This is a genomic window from Nostoc sp. XA010, from assembly GCF_020829625.1.
Classification (GTDB): domain Bacteria; phylum Cyanobacteriota; class Cyanobacteriia; order Cyanobacteriales; family Nostocaceae; genus Nostoc.
Genome location: NZ_JAIVFX010000042.1, coordinates 1 through 17,523 on the forward strand (window position 1 = coordinate 1; position 17,523 = coordinate 17,523).

At 42.9% G+C, this 17,523-nt stretch carries 17 protein-coding genes, 1 rRNA gene and 1 pseudogene; 11 read left to right on the top strand and 8 right to left on the bottom strand.

Annotation, left to right across the window (positions count from 1 at the left end):
- The first annotated feature begins 4 nt into the window (after nucleotides 1-4).
- Nucleotides 5-122: ribosomal RNA gene (gene rrf, locus LC608_RS31330) — 5S ribosomal RNA — on the top strand.
- Nucleotides 123-650: 528 nt separating this feature from the next.
- Here the strand turns inward: rrf and LC608_RS31335 are convergent.
- The 4 genes from LC608_RS31335 to LC608_RS31350 all read right to left on the bottom strand — a co-directional run bounded on the left by LC608_RS31335 (nucleotide 651) and on the right by LC608_RS31350 (nucleotide 5,733).
- Complete coding sequence (locus LC608_RS31335; RefSeq protein WP_229557288.1) at nucleotides 651-1,346, bottom strand: SAM-dependent methyltransferase; 696 nt, start codon at nucleotides 1,344-1,346, stop codon at nucleotides 651-653.
- Nucleotides 1,347-1,566: 220 nt separating this feature from the next.
- Nucleotides 1,567-2,673 (bottom strand): iron-containing redox enzyme family protein, encoded by a 1,107-nt coding sequence (locus LC608_RS31340; protein WP_229557326.1) that lies wholly within the window; start codon nucleotides 2,671-2,673, stop codon nucleotides 1,567-1,569.
- Between the two features lie 355 nt (nucleotides 2,674-3,028).
- Nucleotides 3,029-4,861: a penicillin-binding protein 2 gene (locus tag LC608_RS31345; RefSeq protein ID WP_229557289.1), complete on the bottom strand. Its 1,833-nt coding sequence runs from the start codon at nucleotides 4,859-4,861 to the stop codon at nucleotides 3,029-3,031.
- 170 nt (nucleotides 4,862-5,031) lie between these two features.
- Complete coding sequence (locus LC608_RS31350; protein ID WP_229557290.1) at nucleotides 5,032-5,733, bottom strand: hypothetical protein; 702 nt, start codon at nucleotides 5,731-5,733, stop codon at nucleotides 5,032-5,034.
- Between the two features lie 498 nt (nucleotides 5,734-6,231).
- On the opposite strand from LC608_RS31350, the gene LC608_RS31355 reads away from it, so the two are divergent.
- Both LC608_RS31355 and LC608_RS31360 read left to right on the top strand, forming a co-directional pair.
- Complete coding sequence (locus LC608_RS31355; RefSeq protein ID WP_229557291.1) at nucleotides 6,232-6,447, top strand: hypothetical protein; 216 nt, start codon at nucleotides 6,232-6,234, stop codon at nucleotides 6,445-6,447.
- Nucleotides 6,448-7,275: 828 nt separating this feature from the next.
- Nucleotides 7,276-7,608 carry a hypothetical protein gene (locus LC608_RS31360; RefSeq protein ID WP_229557292.1) on the top strand — a complete coding sequence of 111 codons (333 nt, stop codon included), beginning with the start codon at nucleotides 7,276-7,278 and terminating at the stop codon, nucleotides 7,606-7,608.
- A gap of 11 nt (nucleotides 7,609-7,619) precedes the next feature.
- Here LC608_RS31360 and LC608_RS31365 read toward each other — a convergent pair whose 3' ends face one another.
- Nucleotides 7,620-7,811 carry a hypothetical protein gene (locus tag LC608_RS31365; protein WP_229557293.1) on the bottom strand — a complete coding sequence of 64 codons (192 nt, stop codon included), beginning with the start codon at nucleotides 7,809-7,811 and terminating at the stop codon, nucleotides 7,620-7,622.
- Between the two features lie 26 nt (nucleotides 7,812-7,837).
- Between LC608_RS31365 and glgB the strand changes: the two genes are divergently transcribed.
- Entirely contained in the window at nucleotides 7,838-10,129 is a 2,292-nt protein-coding gene (gene glgB, locus LC608_RS31370; protein ID WP_229557294.1) for a 1,4-alpha-glucan branching enzyme, read from the top strand.
- 110 nt (nucleotides 10,130-10,239) lie between these two features.
- Here glgB and LC608_RS31375 read toward each other — a convergent pair whose 3' ends face one another.
- Nucleotides 10,240-10,419, bottom strand: a complete 180-nt coding sequence (locus LC608_RS31375) for a hypothetical protein (protein ID WP_229557295.1) — start codon at nucleotides 10,417-10,419, stop codon at nucleotides 10,240-10,242.
- Here LC608_RS31375 and LC608_RS31380 point away from each other — a divergent pair.
- The 5 genes and pseudogenes from LC608_RS31380 to LC608_RS31400 all read left to right on the top strand — a co-directional run.
- A complete protein-coding gene (locus LC608_RS31380) occupies nucleotides 10,413-10,532 on the top strand; it encodes a WD40 repeat domain-containing protein (protein WP_229557296.1) in 120 nt (39 codons plus the stop codon). The genes LC608_RS31375 and LC608_RS31380 overlap by 7 nt on opposite strands.
- Before the next feature lie 280 nt (nucleotides 10,533-10,812).
- Nucleotides 10,813-11,313, top strand: coding sequence for a DUF1772 domain-containing protein (locus LC608_RS31385; protein ID WP_229557297.1), 501 nt, complete (start codon nucleotides 10,813-10,815; stop codon nucleotides 11,311-11,313).
- 59 nt (nucleotides 11,314-11,372) lie between these two features.
- Nucleotides 11,373-11,552 (top strand): hypothetical protein, encoded by a 180-nt coding sequence (locus tag LC608_RS31390; RefSeq protein WP_229557298.1) that lies wholly within the window; start codon nucleotides 11,373-11,375, stop codon nucleotides 11,550-11,552.
- 115 nt (nucleotides 11,553-11,667) lie between these two features.
- Entirely contained in the window at nucleotides 11,668-12,138 is a 471-nt protein-coding gene (gene ybaK, locus LC608_RS31395; protein WP_229557299.1) for a Cys-tRNA(Pro) deacylase, read from the top strand.
- A gap of 488 nt (nucleotides 12,139-12,626) precedes the next feature.
- Nucleotides 12,627-12,740: pseudogene (locus LC608_RS31400) on the top strand (transposase family protein); the annotation flags it as partial.
- Between the two features lie 1,056 nt (nucleotides 12,741-13,796).
- Here the strand turns inward: LC608_RS31400 and cobJ are convergent.
- Together cobJ and LC608_RS31410 are read right to left on the bottom strand one after the other, a co-directional pair.
- Entirely contained in the window at nucleotides 13,797-15,521 is a 1,725-nt protein-coding gene (gene cobJ / locus LC608_RS31405; protein WP_229557300.1) for a precorrin-3B C(17)-methyltransferase, read from the bottom strand.
- A gap of 346 nt (nucleotides 15,522-15,867) precedes the next feature.
- The gene (locus LC608_RS31410; RefSeq protein WP_229557301.1) at nucleotides 15,868-16,422 is read right to left on the bottom strand and encodes an alpha/beta fold hydrolase; all 555 of its coding nucleotides are present in this window, start codon (nucleotides 16,420-16,422) and stop codon (nucleotides 15,868-15,870) included.
- Between the two features lie 85 nt (nucleotides 16,423-16,507).
- On the opposite strand from LC608_RS31410, the gene LC608_RS31415 reads away from it, so the two are divergent.
- Nucleotides 16,508-17,002, top strand: a complete 495-nt coding sequence (locus LC608_RS31415) for a transposase family protein (RefSeq protein WP_229557302.1) — start codon at nucleotides 16,508-16,510, stop codon at nucleotides 17,000-17,002.
- 130 nt (nucleotides 17,003-17,132) lie between these two features.
- A complete protein-coding gene (locus tag LC608_RS31420) occupies nucleotides 17,133-17,498 on the top strand; it encodes a transposase family protein (RefSeq protein WP_229557303.1) in 366 nt (121 codons plus the stop codon).
- Nucleotides 17,499-17,523: the final 25 nt, after the last annotated feature.

Genomic DNA, 17,523 nt, shown 5'->3' on the forward strand with positions numbered 1-17,523 from the left:
TTTTCCTGGTGTCTATTGCGCGGTGGAACCACACTGAACCCTTCCCGAACTCAGAGGTGAAACGCTGCTGCGGCCACGATAGTTTAGGGGTAGCCCTACGCAAAAATAGCTCGATGCCAGGATTCATTTTTTAAAACTAAAACCCCCTAGCTTTCATAATAGCTAGGGGGTTTTAGTTTATGCTGAATTTAGTATTGGATAATTGGTAACTTCTCAATAAGCGCTGGAAAGCTCATAGAGGTGTTTAAGAAGTGCGATGCAATGAATCCGGGATGAGCCAGGGTTAATACTAATCTGTTATTAGTAGCCAATGCACTCACCATGTGAATAGCACCTTTATCTTTTGGTTCTTCAGAGAATACGGTTTGATTTAATCTGTATTTACTAATTTAGGGTACGTTAGTACGCTATTACTAACGCACCCTACGAAATTAAAGTTCCGTTATTTAGTGTTTTTTGAACGCTTGCTTATTCAGACTACAGAAACCTCTAGATACTCTGGAGTTTCTTTTTGGAGAAGCAAGTGCACCTATGCAGATTTAGTGACTTCATCATGTTTAAGAGATATTGCTAAATATATACATAGGCAGTTGACATTTATAAAAATTTGCTGGTTCCTAGAGACAGCATCGATAAGTTGTTCTCAATTTTCACAAACTAGTCATAACCTGAGCCAATTGATTAGATAAATCAATTACAGAATCCTGGCATTTATTAAATAAAACCCCAGCTAGAAAATAATAATCGCCAGAATAAAATGCCATCTTGTTTTTTCGGAGTTCTTCTATATGGTTCTTTACCTTGGGATCGGAGCTATAGTAGCCGAACTGTAAAGGTAACACCATGAAATTTTGAACACAATAACCATTTTTTTTGGCTAGGTTTAGTGTACTTGTTGGATTAGAAAAACTAGATATTAAAACCAACACATTTTCATAACCTAATGATAAAAGATCGTTGGTAACTGTGGCTCCATCTACGCCCCCAAATAAGAGTGGCATATAAATATCATTATCTGGGGCCGGGAGATAGGGCGGATTGGCTACAAGATACTCGGCATCGGGTTGAGAAGAATTAAACAAAGATGAATTATGGATTATATATTTATTAGTGAGCTCATATTCATCGATAGTTGAATTTGCAACTTTCCATGCAGAAGTATTTAATTCAAATCCCTGGATGATGCCATCAAAGTTGTTTCTTAATAAGGAATTAATTACAGGACTGCCATCTCCTGAACCAAATTCCACAATAGATTCATAATTTTTACAATTTCTGAGAACAAAATTTTCTAAACAGTTTGAGTAAAAATTAGATTCTTCAGGACAAAAAAAGATATCTTTCATTTGACTGCACTTCTATGTGTAAGGTATAATCAATGTAATAGAAGGTTATTTTGCACCTTTATCTCAAGGGAATAAATAACCGTTTCTTTAGTAAAAAAGCCCTCACTAAAGAAATTGGATTCTAGAAAGATTAGCAATAGAACGGTTTAGAAACGTGAAATTATAAACGCCAGAAAGATTTACCATTTTTAATTTCTAATTTTTTAGATTTTTAGATGAGTCAGACGGATTGTGTTGCTTCACGTATTGATCCCACAACAGCAATACCGGCGCGATCGCTCATAAGTTTCTGCTGCTCGTACCCAAGCACTAATTCCCATGCATCATTGGGATATCGTTCTGCTAATGGCAAAGCCACATCATCTAACATCCAACGTCCGTGGCGTTCATCTTCCCTGATGTGTAGTTCCCAATAACCCACCGCTACTTCTGAGAGTCTCAGCCGTTGCGCTGCCACCATATAATTTTTGTAAACCGCAGGGCCAGCTACCTCAAAATAGGTCAAACCGCCGCTATAACGCAGGAAATAGCGTTTGCGCTCAGTCATCAGAAAATTATGATTGGTAGAAGCCAAAACTTCCCAAGGTACTAAATCGAAATATGCCTCTGGTTCAGTGTTCATTCCAAACTCAGCAAGCATTTGGGCAAAAAATGTAGAGTGCTTGCGAGATAAACGACCATTGCCGTATTCTTCGATTAGTACTCGCATCAGCGTACACTGCACTTCATTAGCAACACCACCCAAAATGCGGGAAAGATGACTAGCTTCAACCAAGCCATCAAAGGAGCCGATCGCTAACAGGTGACGATAGCCAGATTCAGTCATTTCTTCCCGAATGTAGCGGCTACTCTCCGACAAAATCGGATCTAAATCGGCAGATGTGCGCTCAATTAGAGCTTGTTTTACATTTAATTGTTGCAGTGCAGGCACATCGAATTGTGCCAGTTCCCACTTTTGCCAAGCAGCTTCAATTAGGTCACGACATGAAGACAAGTAAAGCGATCGCTCATTAGTATAGTGCCGCAAATCGTCATACCAGAACAGCTTCAGGCGATTAATTCGATAAAGTATCCGTTGTAGAAAACGGTGAGCCTGTTCATCAGAGTGATCGTTTTTATAGGCAGCGCGAATCGCCCTTGAAAGTGCCTGTTCAAACTCACTAGCTATTGCAGGTTTTACATCTAATTTATGATCCAAATCCTCTATTGCTAGAAGTTCTATAAATTGTTCCTCAGCCCGGTCGTAGTTGGTAATTGTTCCTTCTTCTATTTGCTTACTCTTTTTTGCAGTCCCAGCGTTAGGAAATATAACTAAATTGCTTTGCATGGAATCTTCGGTAGCATTGGAAAAGTGAGAAATGATTTTCACCTCTAATACTTAACTTCCCACACAAGTAGCTTTCTCTACCTCTTTCCTTGGTTATAAAGAAAAATTAAGTCTAGGGGAACAAAAGGATTGGGAATCAGGGCAAACGCATCTAAAGTATAAGAATCCTTTAATAGCAAGGGTTTCAGCGTTTTTAAATTTAGCCTATTTTTTCGTCAAGATCCTTATCCAGCAGGGGTTTCAGAAATGCCGTGCGTTCGCCCTGGATTGGGAATTGGGAATTAATTGGGCATAAGAGGCAGAGGGGAAAATTCTTCTCCCTTGCTCACTGCCCCCTGTCCTCTGCCCCTGCCTCCTACGGCACTTCCTTCTGCTCAATCGCCTTACTTGGGGGAATCTCCTCAAGAGGAATGAGTGCTTCGATTACCGACTTGACAATTGGGGCGGCGACAGTAGAACCATAAGCACTTTCTCCTTTTGGTTCATCCACTAGTGCAAACACTACATACCGAGGAGATTCCACTGGCAAAATAGCCACGAAGCTGGTCATTCTAGCACCCTTGATATAACCACCATTAGGACTAGCTTTTTGGGCTGTACCAGTTTTACCAGCAATGCGATATCCCGGAATTTGTGACGCCTTCCCGCTGCCTTCATTAACAACAGTTTCCATCATTTCCACAACCTTTTGGGTTGTTGCAGTTGAGAAAATTTGACGGGGGACGGTCTGAGTAGGTGAATCATGCATTTGCCCTTTGCTATCAATCAGCCCCCGAACTACATGAGGTGTGACCAATTTACCGCCATTGGCTAAAGCACCGTGCATTTGCACTAGCTGTAACGGTGTCATGGAAAAGCCTTGTCCAAAGGAAGTAGTAGCTGGTTCAATTGGCGAAGCGATAAATTCTTCTTGACTTTTAAGCCGACCACCAACTTCAAAAGGTAAATCTGTATCAACTTTTTGTCCTAGCCCTAAGCGTTCTAGCCAGTTGTAATAGATTGAAGGCTTTAAGCGTTGGATAATTTGCACCATGCCAATGTTGCTGGAATATTGCAAAATCTGAGCGATGCTGATTCGCCCATTCCCATTATTCATCGCATTTTTGATGGTGTAATTAGCTACTTGAATAGAACCGGAGTCATTAAATATATCATCTGGTTTGATGACGCCATTTTCCAGAGCGATCGCTACATTCAAAGGTTTAAAAGTCGATCCCGGTTCATAAAGATCTGCCACCGTCCAGTTTTTAAATAGTGAGATATTAGCTTTAGCGTATTCATTAGGGTTATAAGTAGGCTGAGAAACGAGGGCAAGTAAGGAACCATCTAAGGCATCCATGACAATTACCGCCCCACGTTTAGCCTCAAACTTATCCATTTGTTGTTTGAGTGCAACGCGGGCAATTCGTTGCAGACGGCTATCAATAGTGAGTTGCAGTCGCAAATCATCAAAATGCAAAAAACCTTCGGGGGCATGATCCGGCATCAAGGCCCCATTACCCGACCGACTGAGGCGCACCGTTTGCACAGGACGTTCTAGCAACTTCTCTTGAGAGTATTCCACACCTGCTTGACCACGGCGGTCAAGATTCACGTAGCCCACCACATCAGAAACCAAATCGTCTGGCGGATAATATCGGGAGTATTTTTCAGCCCACTCCAAGCCATTTAAGCGCAAAGAGCTGATGCGATCAATAGTTTCCTCCGCGAGGGCTGGGGCAAGTATAATTCCGCTTCTTTTACTTTGAAAAGTTTTTATCAATTCAGCAGTATCTTTTGCCAATATTGGGGCAAGTCGCCCTGCTATTTCTTCATTAGACTTATTAAACAGCTTGGGATGAGCGTACAAAATATATACAGGACGGTCAATTGCTAACAGATTACTATTGCGATCTACCACCGGGCGACGGGGCATAAAAGGTCGCAAATTCACCATTTGCTGGTTTCGCGCTTGCTCTGTTAACTTTGGCCCCTTGACAATTTGTAAATTATATAATTTAAGACCCAACCCCAACCCTACTGCCATTAATACGCCCCATACTATAAACAGTCGGGACTTGGTGTTAGATGTTTGATTTTGGATATTAGAGGCAAGTGTCCCTAACAATCCTCCTTTAGAATCTTTGTGTCGCCTTTTAAATGCTGGATTCCGAAACTTTCTGTTTGTTCTGCTTGGTGATTTTTGCATTAGGTTGTCCTTTGTCATTAGTCATTAGTCATTTGTCCTTTGTCCTTCATCCCTCGTCTTTTAAGTTCTGTTCCTCCTTGAAGCTGGCACTATTACCTAAAACCGACCAGACCTCTTTGTTTGTCTGAAACTAATGACCAATAACCAATGACGACCAATGACTGTTAACCTTAATACCCCAGTGGCGAGAGTGTTTGCTGTTGCGTTTGGGGATTTGGCGTTGTGTTAGACGATGCTGGCTTAGGACTACGAGATGCTGGAGATAAGAAAATCATCCCTTGAGGAGCCGGCGATACCAGCCCTGCTGTTGGTTGTTCTGCTTCCTGGGCAATTTTATTTGTCAGCGTCGCGTTGGTTGTTGTTAGTAGCCGCTCATGACGTTGGAGGTTTTGCAGCCTACGATATGACTTACTCCAAAGCTCTTGGGAATATACCGTCCAGCCATAAACAGCAAGTGTCGATGCTACTAATAAGAACGTCAAAACTGTCGAATAACGGTGAAAGGTGTACAAGCGCAGCAACCACAAAGGTACCGCTCCAGAATTAGGCATTATGGGAAGGCGAAGAAAACCTACCCCTGGAGTTTTCTGGTTTGCACTCAACTGCTCATTGAGATTTACCACTTGTTGTCTACCCAACTGTTTCCCCGATTTGGGCATAACTGCTCCATTTGTGGGAGAAACCGCTACCTTTTTCTGGGAACGCTGTTGTCTTTGAGAGGATACTACAGCTTCTTGGGCAGCAGGTGGTGTAGAAGGGTTTTGTGCTGCTGATTGTATAGGTGCAGAACGTCGCCTCCCTAAAGAAAGGATAGAATCTCGCCCGAACCAAGTACCCCTTGTAGAAACAGCAGATTTACGAGCAACTACCATAAATTTTTTAGATGAAAAATACTGTACTTTAGATTGATTGTCTTAATTGTCTCTTTTTGCTTAGTTAAAATCGCCTTCTGTGCAACAACCACACATAACAGACTACACCCTTTTAACTGTTCTGATAGATAGCCATACCAATTGCATTCTCTAGATATTGCAATTTTGCAATCAGCGATTAGCAATTGGACAGCTTGCCCTTCAGATATCGCACCTAAAGTATGGCAACGCAGGGCAGCAAGGTGCAATACTCCAAGAAAAAATAATTTTTTTGCTATGATAGCTCGGTTTGCTAGAAAATTTGGTAATTTCCCTTTTGCTCCTGAGTTAAGAGAAACTAATCAGATGGCTGTATGACACCTAATCAAAAAAAAGAATACCCCAAAGGATTGTTTTTTTTAATATGTAATCTCGTAGCATTTAAAAAAAAGCAATAAATACGGTATCGTATTCAACAGGCGAAAAATTGTTCTAGCCACAATTGGTGAAAGAGGAGTTATGAAAACAAAAATCTTTGGTTTGGCTGTAATCTTAAGTTTGGCTACAATTCTCGGAGCTTGTGAAGGCGGCGGTGGTGATGCTGGTGGTGGTGCTGGTGGTGGTACTACTAGTAGTCCAGCTGCTACAGGTGAACCAACTGATGCACCTGCTGCTACTCCCACAACTACTCCCGCAACTACTCCTGCAGCTAGTCCCACTGCTACTCCTAAATAGGGCATCCTAAACTTTAGTTGAAATCATGCCCAAAACAGCTTATTAACAACGCTCGTCACCACATAGCTTGAATTAATTAGGCTAAGTAAAAAGCTATATTTTTCTGTTGGTGTATCAGAGCCTAAAGTTTGCTTGAATATCAGCTAAGTAGGGCAGCAAATAAAGGACACTGGTGATGAGGATTACCTCTTCAACCATGTGTCCTCCTGAAATCCTCGCCTGGTCATAGAAGCAGGGGAGCAGGGAGCAGGGGAGAAAGATGCTGGAATTGCTCAGTAATATAGGGTTTCAAGCACCTAAATTTATTTACGCTCAATGTTAAATATTTATTTCGATAGCGCAGCGTTCGCGAGTCAGACGATCCTACGGACGCTCGTTCCTCTCTACCGCTACGCTAACGCTAACGCAACCCTTACGAGCGTCGCGTCAAGTGCCACAAGAAATAATGCGTCATTGTTTTAGCAACCCTAAATTTATTTATGGGGTTCTCCCCCAAACTTTGTGACCCTTGTTCCCTTTCCTCTTCTGTGACTGAACCTTATTCCGAGTCGAAGGGAGTTGATTTCTGTAAATCTAAGCCATTTTGTGGGCAAAGTATTTCTCTGGCTTGGTGTTTGGAATGGCTTAGACTCCTGACTTTTCAGAGGTCAAAACAATTTATTGCGATCGCTGGCAATTGCTCTTGAGCATTACCTGTAGTCTATTCTGTATCAGAAAAGACCTGGTGATGTCCCTTGGTATTGCCAGATTTTTATTGGGAAAATTTTAATGGGAATGAACAATGGAAAAAATAGATTTTCATCCTGCGTTGTGAACGCAGTTCAGGAGATGGGGAAATTTAAAGCGATAAAGACAATAAAATTATTGACCTTAATTGTGATTAGTGGAACCTTTTTTGTGTTGAGTAGCTCTTGGCGTTCAGCAGTAATAGCATTACCACCACCAGAGGATACACCAGAAGAAATATTACGCACTAAAATTATCATAGAGGCGCGATCGCCTATTGATGGAAAATCACTAACGGCTGCCGAATATATTCAATTACAAGCGCAGCTCCAACTTGCCCCGCCCCCAAAACTAGACCCCAAAATTCGCGAACAGATTTTCTTGCTGCGTATACGTAAAACCTTACTTCAGTTTTTCCCATTTTTAAACTTTTGATACATTCGTCATTAGTCATACATCCCCATTCCCCATTCCCCATTCCCCATTCCCCATTCCCCATTCCCCATTCCCCATTCCCCATTCCCCATTCCCCATTCCCCATTCCCCATTCCCCATTCTGATGTAGGATAACGGTGGCGGCAAAATTGCAAATAAATGTAAAGAATATATATAGATATTAAAAAAGTAGATTTAGTCAATCACGTTATATCACTTAGGTAGCTTCATGTCCATGACCACGATCGCCCCTGAACAGGTTAACAGCATCGTTTGGAATCAGCATAACGATCCGTTTGAAATACTAGGTTCTCATGCCATAGAACAAGACGGCAAAACTGTCTGGGCTGTGCGGGCCTACCTACCAAATGCAAGTGCAGCATGGGTAGTTCTTCCTGAACAACGGAAGGAATACCCAATGCAAACAGTGCATCATCCCCACTTTTTTGAATGCACGATTGACACTCCAGAACTGGCAAACTACCAGTTACGGATTAAAGAAGGGGAACATGAGCGTGTCACTTATGACCCTTACGCCTTCCCTTCTCCCAACTTGACAGACTTTGACTTGCATTTGTTTAGTGAAGGCAACCATCATCGGATATACGAAAAACTGGGAGCGCACCCCACGCAAATAGGCGGCGTTAAAGGCGTTTATTTTGCAGTTTGGGCACCTAACGCTCGCAACGTTTCATTGTTGGGAGACTTCAACCTCTGGGATGGGCGTAAACACCAAATGCGTAAAGGTCGCACTGGAATTTGGGAATTGTTTATTCCTGAAATCGGTGTGGGAGAGCATTACAAATATGAAATCAAAAATTTTGAAGGACACATTTACGAAAAATCCGATCCCTACGGTTTCCAGCAAGAACCCCGCCCGAAAACCGCATCCATTGTCACTGATTTAGATTCTTACAGTTGGGATGACAAAAGCTGGATGGAAAAGCGGCGTCACACTGACCCCCTCACCCAGCCCGTCTCAGTCTATGAAGTGCATTTAGGCTCTTGGTTACACGCTTCGAGTGCCGAACCGGCTAAACTGCCTAATGGTGAAACTGAACGCGTAGTTGTCGTTTCCGAACTGAAGCCCGGCGCACGCTTCCTTACTTACCGGGAACTAGCTGACCGACTCATTCCTTATGTTAAAGAATTAGGATACACCCATCTAGAATTACTACCCATTGCGGAGCATCCCTTTGATGGCTCTTGGGGTTATCAAGTAACTGGGTACTATGCCCCCACCTCCCGTTTTGGCACCCCCGAAGATTTCATGTATTTTGTTGACAAATGTCACCAAAATGATATAGGGGTAATTGTGGATTGGGTTCCTGGTCACTTTCCCAAAGATGGACATGGTTTAGCTTTCTTTGATGGTAGTCACCTGTACGAACACGCTGACCCCCGCAAAGGCGAACACAAAGAATGGGGTACTTTGGTGTTCAACTATGGTCGCCATGAAGTTAGTAATTTCCTAGCAGCAAATGCCCTCTTCTGGTTTGACAAGTACCACATTGACGGGATTCGTGTTGATGCTGTTGCCTCAATGCTCTATAACGACTATTGCCGCGAACCAGGAGAATGGCTGCCCAACCAGTACGGCGGCAGAGAAAACTTAGAAGCCGCAGATTTTCTGCGTCAGGTAAATCACACCATCTTTAGCTATTTCCCCGGCATTCTCTCAATTGCGGAAGAATCTACTTCCTGGCCAATGGTATCTTGGCCCACCTACACAGGCGGACTAGGCTTTAACTTGAAGTGGGATATGGGCTGGATGCACGATATGCTGGATTACTTCAGCATGGACCCTTGGTTCCGCCAGTTCCACCAAAACAATATCACCTTTAGTATGTGGTACAACCACAGCGAGAACTTCATGCTGGCTCTGTCCCACGATGAAGTGGTACATGGCAAGAGCAATATCATCGGCAAAATGCCGGGGGATACATGGCAGAAGTTAGCTAATATCCGTTGTTTATTTAGCTATATGTTTGCTCACCCAGGTAAAAAAACCATGTTTATGAGCATGGAGTTTGGGCAGTGGAGTGAGTGGAATGCTTGGGCAGATTTGGAGTGGCATTTATTGCAAGATGAAGCCCACCAACAATTAAAAACGTTTTTCCGGGAATTGAACCATCTCTACCGTTCTGAGCCAGTTTTGTACACCCAGGATTTTGCTGAACCTGGGTTTGAGTGGATTGACTGTAGCGATAACCGCCATAGTGTAGTTTCCTTCATTCGTCGCGATCGCGATTCTGATGATTTTGCGATCGTGGTTTGCAATTTTACACCGCAACCTCATTCTCACTACCGTATCGGTGTACCGCAAAAGGGATTTTATACTGAGTTGTTCAATAGCGATGCGCGTCAGTATGGCGGCAGCAATATGGGAAACTTAGGCGGTAAGTGGACGGATGATTGGTCTTTGCACAGTCGTCCTTATTCGCTGGATTTGTGTTTACCACCTTTAGGTGTGTTGATTCTCAAGTTGGATAAGAAGAAGACTGCTGAGGCATTGCAATAACAATTAAGGGTGGGCGTCTAGCCCGCCCAAGAGTAATCAAAACTTTACCCACATATCCACAGCATCGCTGCACCCTTAGAGCGTGGCCTATTTACTAAAAGCGTGAATGACTATCGCGCAACATCTATTTTTAAACTAGCGATCGCTCTGCATTTACCCGTGGAATTATATCTAGCACTCAGCATCAGCGCAATACTGAAGGCTGACAGTAGCTGTTTACTAGGTAATAATAAGTCCATCTGTAGATAGATGCACTCTGTATGATATCTTGCCCCAATTCCTCTTGCCACAATCTTTTGCTGGACATGCAGATTTAGTTTATGCCGTTGCTATTAGTCCAGATGGACAGACTCTGGTAAGTGGCAGTAAGGATAATACTATTAAAATGTGGCGTGTACCATAGATTTACTGTATCTTCCTTATTTAAATGTTATGTATGCAGCATAACCCGCATTTTTAGCGATCGCCTACAATCCTGAGAAGGAAACTTAAAAGAATTGTTTTCGCATTAAACAAGTGTATTCGGGTGCGTTGGAGGAGTCGTGCAGAACTTTCTGGAGATGTTGGGGAAGCTGAACAAGGTTGACTTGGAGGATTTGCTAGTTATATCACTTGATAGGTACATAAAGTTTTATCTTTATTTACGGTGAAGTTTGATAGCAACCACTGTGAGGTACAGCCAAATGACAATTATACGATTGTGGCGATTCATCACAATTATGCTGGCTTCATTGAGCCTAAGCTTGTCTATGGCGCATTTGCTGGAATTACCACGCAGAATACAATTTGATCAACAACTCTGGGTGAGAGTCACAGTATTTGAAAATATTTATCGTTATTTTGGCTCAGTTGGTGCAGCCTTTGAAATAGGCTCTGTTGGTGCAGCGATTGTGTTAGCGTTCTTCGTCCGTAAACGTGGTGCAACATTTTATTGGACGTTGAGCGCAACGATTGCTTTGGTGCTGGCTCTTGTTAGTTGGATTATGTTTGTTGCCCCCATGAATGCTGAATTTGCAACGTGGCTGACTAATCCTGTGCCACCAAACTGGACAAGATATCGTAACCAATGGGAATATACACACGCAGTAAATGCTTTTATCAAAATAATTGGGTTCAGTTTACTTGTAATTTCTGTGCTGGTTGAAACACCGAAACGAAAAGCTACTCATTCTAATGAATTGTGATGCTGGTTCAGGTTGGCGATTATCTGAATTTCAACTACTTGCTATGGTAATGTCAACAGATGCAAGAAATCTGCGATGCCTGCGGCGGGCTGCGCCTACGCATTACACGAGTGTATTCCAGTTTGCTAGAAGAATCGGTGCAGAAGTTTTTAGAGATGCTGGGGAAGCCCAAGCGTGCTTATTTGACAGCTTTGGAAGAAAAAATGCTAAGTCTTCTGGATTTGGAAATCGTACCATAATGCAACAATGCTGTAAGTGATTAATTGTGGGATTCAAGGGATTTTAATTTGTATAATTTGGACTTGTGCTTAACTTCTGTCAGGACGGTCAGAAACTTAGAATAACGAAAAGTTCATGAAAACAAATGCTGCTCGATTACTTGATAAACTAAGTATTCCCTACAAAATTCTTAGCTATGAAGTAGATCCTGATGATTTGGCTGCTGAAAGTACAGCACACAAAGTTGGTCTTCCTCCAGAGCAAGTTTTTAAAACTTTAGTAGTCAGAGGTGACACAACAGGTATCTGTTTTGCTGTTGTGCCGGGAAATGCTCAGTTAGACTTAAAAGCCTTGGCGCGGATTTCAGGAAACCGCAAGGTTGAGACAGTTGCTCTGAAAGAAGTTCAGCCACTAACAGGATACATCCGTGGCGGTGTGACAGCTTTAGCCAGCAAAAAAGACTATCCAGTTTACCTTGATGAAACGGCAACTTTATTTGAGCTGATCACTGTTTCTGGTGGAATGCGAGGTATGCTGCTTCTGCTATCCCCATCTGATTATTTACGTGCCGTCAAAGGGATTTTGGGGGTAATTGTACAAAATTAGTACAGGAATAAGGGACTTCCATAAAATAAAATATACAGTCGCTAATAATAATCATTGTTATTGGATGTCTGCAACCAGTTGATTACGCTCGTCCACTCCTCCCTAACCAAGCCATTTCAAAAATTTCCTGCGGCTGATTATCAAGGGAGTAGAGTTATTTAATTCAACAAAACTTGGCTGATGAATTGGTGGTTGAATCACTATTCCGAGCTTTTATAATCCTTCAGCCACCAATAATGTTTTTTCTGCCTTTGGAGTGAGCGACTAAACTCATCTGACACTTTCATTGCCAGTACAGATTGTCTTGTCATAAAACCTAGAAAAATATAATCTCGTAATAGACTATCTTTAGAAACTTGTTTAGATAATAAAGAACGTATTGAATTAGCTAATTTTAATAGAGGACTATGAGCTTGTCTTGCTATTTCTAATTGCAATTTACTTACAGAACCTTGAACAGCCGTATCTAATAAAGCTTGAAGTGCAGTATGAGTAAATATGAATGGTTGCAGCAGTTTTCAGCTTTACCAGAAGGTATTCCAAGTGCAGATAGATTTCGGCGAGTATTTGAACGGATTGACCCAAAAGTATTTGAGCCTTGTAACCTGGGGCAAGCTATCCGTCTACATTTGAGCAGGTAATCTCTATCTCCTCTTATAACTTTATTTTAGAAGCTCTTTTCTATGCAGCTTCATATTAAATTGGTATAAGAAGAATAGTAGGTTGGGTTGACCGTAAGCGAAACCCAACAAAGCCTTGATAATGTTGGGTTACCCTGGGGGATCTTGCTACGTTCCTCAACCCAACCTACGCCAGTTTTAGTTTTTAGCATGAACCCAAGCGTATTGGCTCATAAATGCGTTGCGCCTTTAGCATTTAGGCGCTATCAATCTTCTCCAATGAACGAATCCCAAACCTAATTGGGAGTTGAAAATATACAAAACCAAAGCGTTGCTGAATCAGGGAATGATTATGATCTATTTGAAAGGAAATTTCAATGCTTGCAACCTCAAATTCATCGTGCATTTATGCAACGCCAAAGCCAAAAGTATTGAAACAAAAGGGCGGGACGCGTTCTTAGTTCTTAGCTAACTCCCTAACCTCAAGTAGTTCTCGCTTTAAAAGCAGCGTCCCTAATTCTTTGCGTCGGCCCTTTGAGTCAATGAACGCAAACCGAGCCTGCGCTGCATATTGGCAAGGGTGACTGTAGCGCAGTTGCACCCCACGAAACTCGTAAAGCTTTCCTCTGATGAGTCTTTTTGGCTCAACCATGTATAGTGCCTTCCTTTTGTTGAGTGATTTGTTTTACTTCATCAATCGCTTCAATCAATTCTCCCAAAACATGAAAAGCATCTCCAATGTAGAGATAATTCGTAGTTGAGAAATAAAGAGAGGATTGAATTCGTCGATAATTGTGACTACTTTAAATAAGCCGTAGGGTACATTTTTGTAGAATCGCCCGAATCTCTGATGTTGTCAGTTCAATTTCTATTCTTATTCTCCTGATCATTTATAAAAATTATCTCTGCTGATAGTAAGACTTTTTCCCAGCAAGGAAATACCCAAGAAGGCGGAAAAAGTTACCAGAATAATTCCCAATACGGTTCATTTAAGCCCGGATTTTTCCCCTGCTCTATTCGCTGGCAGCGTTTATCTGCCTACTGTTCGGTATAGCGACGCGGCGTATAAACCCAGATATTACCATCGCTGCGCTTGATGGTTCGGGTTTTTGTGGAACCAACGAGAATAATTGTCCGCATATCAGCGCTTGTTGGTGCTAACTGGTCAAGTGTAATCACTTTCACCTTTTGTCCTGGTCTACCGAGATTCCGCGCCAACACTACTGGGGTATCCGGTGTTCTATGTCGCAGCAAAATATTTCTCGCTTCTGGCAGTTGCCAGGTACGCTCTTTGGAAACAGGATTGTAGAAAGCAATTACAAAATCAGCCTCAGCAGCAGCAGCAATTCGTTGTTCGATCGCAGACCAAGGTTTCAAGATGTCAGACAGGGAAATAGCACAAAAGTCATGTCCAAGGGGCGCACCAATGGCTGCTGCTGCTGCCTGCATAGCTGAGATGCCTGGTGCTACATGAATGTCGATAGTGTCCCATTCAGATTTGGCATAGCGATCGCATACTTCAAAAACTGCTGCTGCCATTGCATAGATACCGGGATCACCAGATGAAACTACAGCTACATATCGCCCAGTTGCGGCCAAATCAAGGGCCATTTTTGCCCGTGCTTCTTCTTCGCGGTTGTCGGACTCATGCCGTTGCTTGCCATCAGCTAGAGAACCAACTAAATCTAAATAAGTTTTATAACCCACTAGGTCAGTTGCCGACTTGAGTATTTCCCTCACTTCTGGAGACATCCATTGCGATCCACCAGGACCCGTGCCAATAATCGCTAACCGTCCGCGTGGTTGACCGATGGTGTTGGGGTCAATTGGTTGAGGGGCAATGGCGATCGCTATGTGGGGAGATGAGGAAGATAAGGGAGACGTACCTGTAGCTGCGATTGCTACTGCTTGGGCGCAGCTATAACCTTGCGATAACAAACTTTCTAGCTGATTTGGGGTAAAAAAGCGGGCAGGCGCTCCCAAGGCGCTAGCTACGGCGTGGATTGCGGGATCAGCTGCGGTGGTGATGGGTGCAAATATTCCGGCGACTGATGCTTTTTCTAGTTTGGCATCAGCTAGTAGCTGCTGTACTAAAGCTACTGCATCATCAATGATGTCACTAATTGCGATCGCGATCGTTGCTGGGTGGTAGACAAGGCAGTTGGCTGTAGGAGCCACCAAACGTTCCGTAACTTGAATGGTCAAATCTCCCTGTGGATGTATGGGCAGTTTGCGATCGCTCAACCAAGGCGCTACTCCTTCTAACTTGACTTGTGCCCCAGCTAGCAAATCTGAGATAAATTTCTTAGCATCCTCTGGGTTTGCTAAATGGTATCCGGGGGGAGGAGATAACAGGGTTGTGCCCAAACGTAAATCGCCTGTGGTCGTAATTGCAGGTTTGACATCAAGCACTTCGGCAATGCGACGCGCCAAATCGTTTACCCCACCAAGCCCGCCCAAGAGGGGGACAACAGCACTACCATCTTCAGCCACAGCTAGCACTGGTGGTTCCTGTTGTTTATCTGAGAGTACGGGGGCTAGCGTTCTAATCAAAATGCCGGCGGCACAAATGCCAATTAGCGGTGTTCCTTGGGCAAATAACTCGCGTAACGTCTCGCCAAAGTTAGTAAAGCTGACATCAACTCCAGAAGTGCGGCCCGCTAGACCGTATAGTGTCGCCCCTGGTAGGACAGTGAGTATTTTGCGTGCTACTGTGACGCTATTTTGACCTAGTATTACAATGGCGGGTGCAACGTTCATCATAAGTAGATATCTTGCAAAATCTGATATCCTTCAAATGAAACCACAGATTTAGACACACAGCTACTTCCCGTTTAGGAGTTTGGGGGATTTCAGAGTGCGATGTCTACGACAGGCTATGCCTACACATGTCCTGTATTCGTAGTAGTTTTCAAAAACCTATTTTGGGTTTATCCTATATTAGATTTTAAAATTTAACTGAGTTCACCAATATGTACTAACTCTTATCGAGATCGAATAAACCATCGCCAGAAAAAAGGCAAGCTAAAGTGCCTAAATCAGTTTACAGCGAAGAGTACAATCGGTTTCGCCAGCTACTTATCGAAGCCCACAAAGCTGCCAAGCTCACTCAAGCAGACCAGTCCCAATCAAAACTTGGCAAACCTAGTTGAGCATTAGGAATTAAATCTGCTAGTTCTTGTTGTTCTATCGGTGGATAAAGAATGTCAGAATCAATAGCAACAACTAAAGCAGGTTGTTCAATGCTTTGCAGAACAGATTTATAGTCTTGACCTTGAGCAATATCATGACTATCCATCGCTTGGGTGAGGGTGATGTAAGTATTGGCATCAAATCTCTGTACTAGCTTTTGACCATGATGTTGTAAGTAGCTAGCGATCGCAAATTGGTCAGCACAAGCATCATACTGTCGTCCAAAACGATCTGTAAAGGTCTGCCAAGAACGGTAAGCACTCATCGCCATCATTCGCGCTACAGCTAATCCTTGGTTTGGTGGCTGTTCTGATGTGTAGTCACCCCCAAGCCAATTGGGATCAGCATAGATAGCTTGTCTTTGAGCTTCACTCAATCCAATACACCATGCTGAATGTCTACCGGAAGTGGCAATAGGTGCGATCGCTTGCACGATTTGTGGATATAACAACGCCCATTCTAGTACCTGCATCCCACCGAGTGAACCGCCAATTACTAGCTGTAAAGATTTAATTCCCAGGTATTAGACTTGTCGCTTAATAAGGTAAAGTAACGAAATGCTAGACGTGAATCGGGTGCTGAAAGAAGACCGCCTGCTGAGGGCATTTACCGGGCTAAACCGTCAGGCATTTGATGAATTGTCGCAAGACTTTGAAATCGTAGTCAAGCAGGATGCGATGCCTGCGGCGGGCTACGCCTACGCCAAAAGCCAAAAGCAGCGGAAACGGTCAGTGGGTGGAGGCAGAAAGGCTCGATTGCAGCGAGTAGAAGACAAGCTGTTTTTCATATTGTTCTACTTGAAGTGTTATCCCACCTTTGATGTAGCGGGAGTGCTGTTTGACTTACACCGCAGTCGGGCACACCGTTGGATGTTAAGACTGCAACCATTACTGGAAAAGGTTTTGGGGAAGAAAATGGTTTTACCAGAACGCAAATTGGAAAGTTTTGAGGAGTTTATTGTTCGTTTTCCATACGCCAAAGAAGTGATGATTGATGGTACAGAGCGTCCCATTCAACGTCCCAAAGACCAGAAGAAACAGAAAAGTCATTAGACTTGCCGCCTAATAAAGGTTTTGAATTTTTTGAGCCAGGCAAAGCAAGGGTTTCAGACACTAATTTTTTATAACGCGACAAGTCTATTATTCGGGTAAAAAAAAGCGTTATACTCGCAAACACTTGGTGATGACAGACCAAGATAAAAGGGTGCTGGTACTAACAAAAGCAAGAGTTGGTAAGGTTCATGATAAAAAACAGTTGGATGAGGAAGAATTGGTTGATTTTGTTCCAGATGAAGTTCCAATTCATGTGGATTTAGGCTTTCAGGGTTTACAAAGAGAATTTGTTAATATCAAAATTCCAGATAAAAAGCCCAGAGGTAAAGAACTGAGCGAAGAACAAAAACAGTCCAACCGAGAAAAAAGTTGCGATCGCGTTAAATGTGAACACACAATCGCAGGTATCAAGAGATACAATGGTGCTACAGGTTTATACAGGAATCGTATTGAGGATTTAGATGATCGCTTCATGCTGATTGCAGCTGGACTTTAGAATTTCTACTTAATGGCTGCATAAT